The organism is Lentisphaerota bacterium (genome assembly GCA_016873675.1).
GTDB lineage: Bacteria > Verrucomicrobiota > Kiritimatiellia > RFP12 > JAAYNR01 > VGWG01.
The window spans coordinates 1-10,048 of the sequence record VGWG01000096.1 but is presented as its reverse complement, the minus strand read 5'-3'; the positions used below and the strand labels follow the sequence as shown (position 1 = coordinate 10,048).

9 protein-coding genes are annotated in these 10,048 nt (G+C 62.0%); all 9 read right to left on the bottom strand.

Annotated elements, in window-relative coordinates:
* On the bottom strand, positions 1-525 hold a 525-nt coding region (locus FJ222_10325), incomplete at its 3' end, for a hypothetical protein (protein MBM4164817.1).
* The gene (locus FJ222_10320; protein MBM4164816.1) at positions 522-1,409 is read right to left on the bottom strand and encodes a DUF58 domain-containing protein; all 888 of its coding nucleotides are present in this window, start codon (positions 1,407-1,409) and stop codon (positions 522-524) included. The genes FJ222_10325 and FJ222_10320, both read right to left, overlap by 4 nt.
* Before the next feature lie 28 nt (positions 1,410-1,437).
* The gene (locus tag FJ222_10315; protein MBM4164815.1) at positions 1,438-2,421 is read right to left on the bottom strand and encodes a MoxR family ATPase; all 984 of its coding nucleotides are present in this window, start codon (positions 2,419-2,421) and stop codon (positions 1,438-1,440) included.
* A gap of 63 nt (positions 2,422-2,484) precedes the next feature.
* Complete coding sequence (locus tag FJ222_10310; GenBank protein ID MBM4164814.1) at positions 2,485-3,567, bottom strand: DUF4340 domain-containing protein; 1,083 nt, start codon at positions 3,565-3,567, stop codon at positions 2,485-2,487.
* A 37-nt stretch (positions 3,568-3,604) separates the two neighbouring features.
* Entirely contained in the window at positions 3,605-5,515 is a 1,911-nt protein-coding gene (locus tag FJ222_10305; protein ID MBM4164813.1) for a hypothetical protein, read from the bottom strand.
* 33 nt (positions 5,516-5,548) lie between these two features.
* Positions 5,549-6,286, bottom strand: coding sequence for an ABC transporter permease (locus FJ222_10300; GenBank protein ID MBM4164812.1), 738 nt, complete (start codon positions 6,284-6,286; stop codon positions 5,549-5,551).
* Positions 6,273-7,016 (bottom strand): ABC transporter ATP-binding protein, encoded by a 744-nt coding sequence (locus tag FJ222_10295; GenBank protein MBM4164811.1) that lies wholly within the window; start codon positions 7,014-7,016, stop codon positions 6,273-6,275. The genes FJ222_10300 and FJ222_10295 overlap by 14 nt, the downstream gene beginning before the upstream one ends.
* A gap of 69 nt (positions 7,017-7,085) precedes the next feature.
* Complete coding sequence (locus FJ222_10290; protein ID MBM4164810.1) at positions 7,086-8,519, bottom strand: sigma-54-dependent Fis family transcriptional regulator; 1,434 nt, start codon at positions 8,517-8,519, stop codon at positions 7,086-7,088.
* Positions 8,429-9,793 carry a HAMP domain-containing histidine kinase gene (locus FJ222_10285; GenBank protein ID MBM4164809.1) on the bottom strand — a complete coding sequence of 455 codons (1,365 nt, stop codon included), beginning with the start codon at positions 9,791-9,793 and terminating at the stop codon, positions 8,429-8,431. Before FJ222_10285 ends, FJ222_10290 begins: the two co-directional genes overlap by 91 nt.
* Positions 9,794-10,048 lie beyond the last annotated feature (255 nt).

The window sequence follows — 10,048 nt, the reverse complement described above, 5'->3', positions numbered from 1 at the left end:
ACCGACCCAGCCGGTGACTGTGCGAGCGGAGGGGGCGACGTAGACCGGTTGGGCTTCAATTTCGAGGTCGCCGTCGGCCTTGGGCGCGCGCGCCGCAGCGGGAAAATAGACCGCCCGAGTGGCGAACGCGGTGACCAGCGAGGGCACGCGGCGTGTGTCGGTGACGGTAACCGCAAAGGGAGCCAACCGGTATTCGCGTTCGAGTTCGGGGACGAGTCGCCAGCGGAATTCGCGGCGAATGCCATCCGACGTGGAGACCGGATCACGCGCTAAATCTTCGGCGGTGGAGAATCCGGAGAAACGGCCGCGCAGATCGGGAAGGGTGACGGTGAGGTGAGCCGGCGCGGTGAGGACGAGGGTCAGCATAAAATCGCGTGATGGATCAACGGCATCGGACTCGGCGGCGAGCGTGAGCGAGACCTCGCCCCACGAGAGATCGGCGGTGAAAGCGGCTCGGACGCCGGGCGCAGCAAGCGCGCAGGAAAGGGCGCCGACACAGAACAGGCGTCTGATCGACGGGGTCATGACGACCTCCTGGCCCGAGCCCGTCGGCGCTGGAAGAGGGCGCGAACGTGGTCAATGTAGGGGCTTCCGGTGGACACATCGAGCGTGTCGATGCCCCAGCGCCTCAGGTTGCGATGCAACTCGACATCAGCGGCCGACGCCTGCATTGCGAAGGCATCCCGAAGGGCACGCGAGGCGGTGTCCACGATGACCAACTCTCCTGTCTCGGGATCCTGCATCTGGACGAGCCCGACATTGGGCAGCGCCGACTCCCGCGGATCGGAGACGGGGCAGGCGATCACGTCATGATGACGGGCGAGGGCGCGCAGGGCGCGGTCGTAACCGGTGTCCTGAAAGTCCGAGACGATGAAGACCACGGCGCGGCGCTTCTGGACATTGTTGAGGAAGCGGATGGCGCCGGTGATGTCGGTCCCGTGGCGGGTCTCGCCCGCCGCGAGCACTTCGCGCACCAGTCGCATCACGGCGGTGCGTCCCTTGCGCGGGGGTATGGATTTGACGATCCGGTCGCTGAAGAGGATGCAGCCGATCTTGTCCTGATTCCGGATGGCGGTCATGGCGAGCAGGCTGGTAATCTCGGCGGTCAGCTCCGACTTGGTGCGGGTGGTGGACCCGAACACCTGCGAGCCGGAGACATCCACGAGAAACATAATCGTCAATTCGCGCTCTTCCGAAAACCGTTTGACGTGCGGGTGGCCGGTGCGGGCGGTGACGTTCCAGTCGATCGCGCGCACATCATCGCCGGGAATGTATGGGCGCACCTCGTCAAACTCGATCCCCCGGCCCTTGAAGACCGAGTGGTAATCGCCCGAAAGCCTGTCATCGAGCAGCCGCGTCGTGAGGATGCGGATGCCGGCGACCTGAGCCATGAGTTGGGCTGTATCCAGCATGGTTATCCAAGCGTGTTGCGCGGAATCAGGGCACGGGGAGGGTTGAGAGGATTTTGGCGATGAGGGTGTCGGAGGTCTGTTCCTCGGCCTCGGCCTCATAGGTGAGGAGAATGCGATGGCGGAGAATGTCGGGAGCGATTTCCTTGACATCGAGCGGCGTGGCATAGGCGCGACCGTGCAACATGGCGTGGGCGCGGGCGGCCAGATTGAGGCAGAGCGTGGCTCGCGGCGAGGACCCCATCTGAATCTGGTTGACCAGAGCGTCGAGCTTAAACGCCTTGGGGTCGCGGGTGGCGAAGACGATATCGAGAATATAGTCGCCGACCTTTTCGTCACAGTACACCTGATCGAAGACGGCGCGCAGCGTAGCGAGATCCTGGGCGGTGACAACCTGCTTGGCCGCGACGGACTGTGCGGAGGTGAAGCGGTTCATGATTCGGCGCTCGTCGTCGCGTGAGGGATGGGTGAGCAGCACCTTGAGCATGAAACGATCGACCTGAGCCTCGGGGAGCGGATAGGTGCCTTCATGTTCAATCGGATTCTGCGTGGCCATCACGAGGAACGGGGCGGGCAGGGGATAGGTTGTGTCGCCAATCGTCACCTGATGCTCCTGCATGGCTTCGAGGAGGGCGGACTGCACCTTGGCGGGCGCACGGTTGATCTCGTCTGCCAGCAGCAGATTGGTAAAAACCGGGCCTTTCCGGGGTAGAAACGAACCGTCTTTCGGATTGTAAATGAGTGTGCCGATCACGTCGGCGGGAAGGAGGTCGGGCGTGAATGAGATGCGTTGGAATTGGAGTCCCAGCGTATCCGCGAGGGTGCGGATGGTGAGGGTCTTGGCAAGACCGGGCACCCCTTCGAGCAGAATGTGGCCTCCGGTGACCAGGGCAATGAGCAGGCGGTCAACGAGACGTTCCTGACCGACAATGACGGTGGCGACCTCTTGACGGATGCGCGCGACTGCGGCGGATTGTTCAGCGATCAGTTTGGTGGTGGCTTGGATGTCCATGGCGGGCCTTGGGGTTGGGATGGGTGGAAGAAATCGGTGGCGGGCACGCAGCCTGCCCGAACATCAGGATTCGGCGGCAGACGCCTCTGGAGCGGGTTCGGACGGAGTATCCGTTGATACGGGGGGCGTGGGCACCTGAATGAATGAAGAGCGGGAACGGGTCATGGTGTCGGCGTTCCAGGACGAGATCAGGAAGAGCCAGGGGCTGACCAACCGGTTGAGTTCGTCCGCCTGCTGCGTCACCGACACGCGCTCGGCGGCGTTGGTGGAGACCGGTTGCGCGCTCACGGCAAGCCGAAGATAACGGTCGCTGCGATCCGGCGCGGCGGCGCCGATGCGGGCGGCATAGATCGTGCCGTCTGTGGTGGTGACAGTGAAGGTGTGGCCCGTGGCCATGCCGGTCTGAGCATCAGAGAGTGCAGGGTCGGCGAGGTCAACAAACCGGAGATGGGTCAACGCGGATTCGACGCCAGACACTCTTGAGGGGTCGATGGATTCTCCTTCGGCAAGCCCATTGAGCGTGAGCGCGCCCGACGAACGATCCAGCGTTGCAGCGCCGTCTGGTCCAGACAGGACAACCGTGGCGATGTCCGATGCCTGCACGCTCAGCACCTCGGTATTGACCCATGTCTTGGCCTCAGACTCCAAGGCGGTCAATGAATCCTTGACGAGAAAGACCGTGTCGCTGGCATTGGCCGCAACCGAGCGACCATCGGGCATGTCCCATCCGTAATTCGGGTTGGTTGTGTTGCGAACCTCACCCAGGCGGATGGAGGCGAGCGATTTGCCGGATGCATCCTGAAGATCGACCAGTATGGCATTGGTGCTGTCAATCCGGGCGCCCCGTTGAATGGCGCCGACCGTGAGATTGCGAAGCGCGAGCAGGTTCTCGCGAATCTTGGCGACATCGGCCGGGTAGTTGTAAAGTGACGACACGACCCAACCATCATCGGTATTTGCCAACGTGACGGTCGTGCTCGGCTGAGCGATCTCGATCCGCCCGATGGCGTTGATTGACAGACCGGGCAGGACGGGTTTTCCGAGTTGATCCAGTTTCTGCGGTTGACGAGAGCGTCCCGTCCAGGATGCCAAAAGTCCGAGAACGACGGCAGCGAGGACAAGACCGAACAGTTTTGCTTTTTTCATGGCTGGTGTGTGTCTCCTGAATTTTCAAAATGGCTGTCTAGCCGCGACGGCGACGGATCCATAACCGTGTGAAGGATACCACAATAATCAGCGCGGGCATGAGCGCGATGTTGATCGACTTGACGCGAACCCCGAGGTTTTCAATGTCGGCGTTCAGCGACCGGCGAAGGTCCTTGAGCTGGCGGTTGGTGATGCGTTCCTCCTCTTGAAAGGTGGCAATGGCCTTTTCTTGCTCGGCCGTGAGGATTGCGCGTTGATTACCCTGCTTCTGCTTTTGCATCTCGGCCAGGCGCGCGCGCGTTTCGTCGAGCTTGAACTGCAAGGTCTTCTCGGTCTCGCTCCACTTCTTGAGCGCCTGATATTCCAGCTCATCAACCACCGTGAAGGGACGCGTCGAATTGCCGCGCGAGCGGATGGCGATGAGCTCGCTGCGTCCGGCGAGTTGCTCAACCGCATTGGCCAGCAAGGCGAGATTGTCGTTGATGGCCTCCATGGTTTGGTACCCCAAGAACGTGGACGTGCGAACACTCCAGTTGTCGGCCAGAAAGTCCGAATCGCCGATCAGCACCACGGCGCCCGCTCCTGAAGTCAGCGGGGCCTTCGGTGACGGATCTGCCGGCTTCTTGGCGCCAGTGGGATCGGGCGTATCATCGACAGGCGCCCCTTCGGGAAAAGCCGTTTTGAACGTGCCTGTCAGCCGGACGGCCAATGCGTGCCTCACCCCGTCTGAGGTAAGCTGGTTGCGCAACATCGCCGTGCCATATTGAGCGGACATCGTGTCGACCAGACAGGCGTTGTCCGATGACGTGATCAGCGGCGTGAAGGTAATGTCCTGAGCCTGCTTGTCGGTAAACACGCCGGCAAACGGGAGAATCAGTTGCTTGATCTGGGCGGTCAGAACATCGGACGCAGCGGCGTTTTTGGCGGACAGGGACAGCACGACGGGATTTTCATCGATGCTTCCGTTGCCGCCATCCAGTTTGGTGATGGCGCGCCTGTCCGCCAGCACCCTGGTGGGATCGAATCCGACGCCCCAGGCATCCAGCAGTCTGCCCAGCGTGGAGGGGCCGGGGCCTCCGGGTCCCCGCATGCCCATCATCATACCCTGTGCCTGGCTGGACCGAAAGTCCTGAATGCTGAAGGGATCGAGACAGGCCAGCAGGCGTCCACCGCGAAGGACAAACTGGTCGATGGCGAAGAGGGTCGTGTCCGACAGGTTTTTCGGGTGGACCAACACCAGAGTCGTGATATCGTCATCAATCCGGTCTGCATCGGGGGCGACTGTGCGGAGGGTGTTATCACGTTGCAGTTCGCCAAAGGCGGCCCAAGCGGGTTCGGCCTGACGGTTGCGCCCCATCATGCGTTGCATCGGGTCGTTGTCGGCACCCAGAACGTTGAGCGGGCTCATGATGCCGATCACGGGTTTATCCGGCCAGGCGACCCGGGCGATCAGGCGGGATACCTCGTATTCCAGCGTGCGCTCCGTGGCGGGTGAGAAAGCCGGGATTGCATGCTCGCGTCCGCCGCAGACGGCAACCAGTCCAAAGTAGAACGGCGGCGCAAAAGGCGAAAGCGTCTGTGGCGCCACGCCGAATTTCTGGGCCCATTCCTCCTCGTCCGAATCGGATTTAGGATCATAGGTTTCAATGATGACCCGACCCTGTCCAGCCAACTCATATTCCCGCAGGAAGTCCTGCACGTGATCCGCATACCCCTTGAGTATGTGGGGAACGTAGGGGGAGGATGCGCTGAAGTAGAACTTCAGCGTGACGTCTTGGTTGAGCGTGGAGACCAGATCGCGCGAGCCGCGGGAGAGGGTGAAGAGCCGCTCCTCGGTCAGATCCGCGCGGAGGCGCAGATTGGCGATGATCATGCACGCGGCACCCAGACTGACCAGCAGCAGGGCGAGGCCCGCGACGCCGGAAGAGATTCGTTTAAAGGTGTTCATGGCAGTTCTCCAATGAAGGTGTGGACCCAGGGGTTACGATGCCTTGCGGTTCTCAATGACCAGATGCGCGGCGGCGAGCATGAAGACGATCACGCTCAGGTAGTAAGCGATGTCGGCGACGTCGAGGACGCCGCGGCACAAGGCGTTGAAGTGATAGAGGAGGCTGCACGCGGCGATCGCATCGGCCAGCCACGGCGCCCATGAAACAAACAGTCCGGTTACCGGCTCGAACCCGGCGAGCGTCAACAGGAGACAGGCGCTGAGCGCCGTGACAAAGCTGATGACCTGGCTGCGGGTAAGGGCCGAGGCGAATGCGCCGATGGCGACGCTGGCGCCAGCGAGCAAGAACGAGCCCACATAGCCGCTTGCGATCGCTCCGTAATCGGGTGACCCCAGCCAGCCGACCGTGAGGACGATCGGGAAGGTGCAGGCCAATCCGATTGCCAGGAACGCCCAGGCGGCGAGAAACTTGCCGATCAGCGTCTCGGTGAGCGTAATCGGGAATGTCAGCAGCAGCTCCAACGTGCCGGTGCGTCGCTCCTCGGCCCAGAGTCCCATGGTTGAGGCGGGCACCAACAAAAGGTAGACCCAGGGATGCCATCTGAAGAAGCGCTCCAGCGATGCCTGGCGAACCTCGTAGAACTCCGAGACGCGGAAGGTCAAGAAGCCAACCAGGATCAGGAAGGCCACGAGAAACACCGCAGCCACGGGCGAATTGAAATAGGCCCGGAACTCGCGCCGGAAGAGCGTCTGAATATTACGAACGGACATGGCTGGGCTTCTCCTCTTCGGTCAGGGTCAATTTGCGGAACACCTCATCCAGTCGGCCGGACGGATCCTGGGCCTTCAGCTCGGCCGGAGTGCCGTTGGCGACGATCGAGCCGTTGGCGATAATCACCGCGCGGGTGCAGACGGCGTCCACCTCTTCCAGAATGTGCGTCGAAATGATGATCGCCTTCTCGGCCGACATGGTGCGGATCATCTCCCTGACCACATACTTCTGGTTCGGGTCGAGTCCATCGGTGGGTTCGTCCATGATCAGCACAGGCGGATCATGAAGGATGGCCTGGGCGAAGCAGGTACGCTGGCGATACCCCTTGGAGAGAGTTTCAATCGTCTGCTGGCGAACCCCTTCCAAACGCGCCTGAACAATCGCCCGGTCGATTCGGTCACGGCGTTCGGATCCGGTGTAGCCCCGGATGCGAGCGGCGAAATCCAGGAAATCGACAACGGTCATCGCGTGGTAACTCGGGGCGTTCTCGGGCAGATAGCCCATACACCGCTTGGCGCCGACCGGATCCTCTCGGATATCGCAGCCGCAGACCTCGGCTGTGCCATCGCCGGGCGCCAAGAAGCCGGTGATCATCCGCATCGTGGTGGTTTTGCCTGCGCCGTTGGGGCCGAGGAAGCCGAGCACCTCACCTTTGTTAACGGTGAAGCTCACCCCCTTGACAGCCTGAAACGGGCCGAAGCTCTTCTTCAGGTTCTTGACGGTTAGCATGAGTCTCCTTGTCGCATGGATCATACAATCAGGGTTTTGAAAAAAGCAAAAAGTATGCCATAGATTGAGTTAGAAAGGAAGGTTGTGTTCTTTAATTTTTCTCTGGATGGTGCGGGTGGAGATGCCGAGTTTCTCCGCCGTGAACGTGCGGTTGCCATTGCAGCGAGTGAGGGTTTGTTCGAGAACGAGCCGCTCGATGGCCGCGAGCGTGAGGTTCATGGGGAATTCGCCGGGGGGGTCTCGGGGGACATCTGCGGGGAGGTTGAGGGACTCAGCGCGCAAGATGGGGCCGGAGGTGAGCAGGACGGCCGACTCGATAACGTTGCGAAGCTGGCGGATGTTTCCGGGCCAATCGTAGGATTCGAGCCGGGCGTAAAAGGCGGGATCGATCCCGGTGATGTCATGGCCATGGTCCGTGGTGGCGCGGGCAATGAAGCGGTCGGCCAGCGGGCGGATGTCTTCCCGGCGACGGCGGAGAGGCGGCAGGGTCAGGGTGACGACGTTCAATCGGTAAAGTAGGTCTTCGCGGAACGCCCCATCGGTGACGCGCCCGGCCAGGTCTTTGTTGGAGGCAGAGACGATGCGGACGTTGACCGCAAAGGGTTCGCGCCCGCCGACGCGGTGGATCTCGCGCTCCTCGATGGCGCGGAGCAGCTTGACTTGAACAGAGGGAGGCGCATCACCGATCTCGTCGAGAAAAAGCGTGCCCCCCTCGGCACGCTCGAAGGCGCCCGCATGGCGCGCGAAAGCGCCCGTGAAGGCGCCTTTTTCATGTCCGAACAGCTCGGATTCCAGCATCGATTCGGCCAATGCACCGCAGTTGACCGCGACAAACGGGGCGTCGGCTCGCCGACTGTCGGCGTGCAGCGCCCGCGCGACCAACTCCTTGCCTGTTCCAGATTCACCCTGTATCAGCACGGTCGCGGTGGTGTCGGCAAGGGCCTCGATCTGGCTGATCACCGCCCGCATGGCTGGCGATTCGGCAACCATCGTCGTGGCGGTGTGACGGGCGCGGGCCGAGGCGGTGAGCGTGGTGACTGCACGGCGCAGGCGGCTGGTTTCCGCGGCCCGGCGGAGCTTGATCTGGATGTCGTCGAGGTCGAGCGGCTTGATCACGAAGTCATAGGCGCCAGCGCGCATCGCCTTGACGGATGATTCGACCGTGCCGTACGCCGTCATGACGATCACCGGGATTGCGGCGTTGATCCGCTTGATTCGGGCCAGCAGTTCAATGCCGTCGTAATCGGGCAGAACGAGGTCGGTGAGCACCAGGTCCGGGGTTTGCTCGCGAAAGCATTCGAGACCCGTGGCCGCAGTTCCGGCGAGCACGGTCGCAAACCCCGCGTCTTCGGCGGCGTCGATCATGGAACGTGCCCCGTCGGGGTCATCTTCAATAATCAGGATAATAGACTTCATGGCGCAGTCTCCGTGCCGGAGGGGAGGGTGATTCTGAAGATTGAACCGCCGCCATCCCGTGGCAGCGCGATGATATCTCCGCCGCATTTGCGCAGCGCGGTGCGGGCGAGGAAGAGCCCGAGACCCGTCCCTTCTGGGCGGGACGAGACAAACATCTCGAAGATGCGCTCGCGTTCGCGCGGCGGCACGCCTGGGCCGCGGTCGGCGATGTCGATGCGGACCGTTGAACTCTGGGCCGCGCAGGCGACCTCAACCGTGCCGCCGCGGGGCGAAAATTGAACCGCATTGGTGAGCACGTTGAGCAGGGCGCGCCGCAGGGCAAACGGAGCGGCTCGGACGCTCAAAGATTGAGGCTGGAACGCTATCACCACGCCCGCCGCCTCGAGGCGCGGGGCCAGGGTCTCGACACACTCGCGAATGCACGCCTCCAGCGCGACGGTCTCGAAGGCCTCGCGATCAGGTCGTGCCAGGTAGAGAAACTCCTTGAACACCTGATCCATCCGCTCCACCGTTCGTCCGATGCGGCCCGCCAGCTCAGCCAGGCGTTCGGGGCGGGGTCCGCCTTCGCGCTCGGCTTCCCGGCCCAGCATCTGGGCATCGAGTTTTACCGAGGACATCGGATTGCGGAAATCATGCACGATACCATTGGCCAGAACGCCTGAAAAGGCGAGGTGCTCCTCGCGCCGGCTCTTCGCTTGGCGCGCCAAGTCGTGACGGACAACGGCGATGACCAGCAGCAGGCAGAATCCAAACGCAACCGCAACGGCAACAGCCGAGAAACGGAGGAGCGTGCCGATCGAACGCGAGGCGCTCGCTTCGGTCGCGTCAATGACGGCTGCGTTAAGACCGACCTCCACAATCGCTTCGCTGCCGTCGGGAAGCGTGACCGATCGCGTGAAGACCATCATCGGCGTCGCCGCGCCCGGACCGATGGGGAAGTCGAGGGTCGAAACGGATGTGCGGGAGGGTTCTGCGACAGGCCGGGGCGCTGGCCGGTCAGGAATCTCCCGGTGAAAGACGGTCGATCCGCCATGCCTGATCGAGACGAATGTCAATTCGTTCTGAGCCGCACGGAGACCCTCCACGTGCGCGCCGAACACGCGCCATTCGGGGGCAGTCAGATTGGTGCTATTCGCCAAGGTCCTGGCATCGGCCAGCAGATCCATCAGCCGATCCCCCTGCGCGATTACCGAACGGGTCGCCTCGCCATGGGCCACACGCGCCTGCAAACGATGGAGCCAGACCAACCACAAGCCTGCCGCCACAGCGGCAAACGCAAGAATGGCTGAAGCCTGCAACACCAGCGAGGGGTGGCGCGGTTTGGGCTTAACGATGTGACGGATCAGGTCCATGCGTGTCATGTATCCAGCAGGGGGTGTGCCGTGTCAATAATCCGCTGGTAATTCGTAAGAATAACATAACGCGGCACAGAATTGCGACATTTTGTCTTGTTACAGTCGGACATATTGTCCGCTCTAATTATGGCAGCCGCTATCGGGATACAAATCGGGATCGGGACCGAAATCGACGAGAAAGCAAGGAATTCGACCCCGATTTCGATTTCGACTGTACGAATGTGCTCAAAATTAGAATTGCTGGGTGTGGGTGTGGATGCA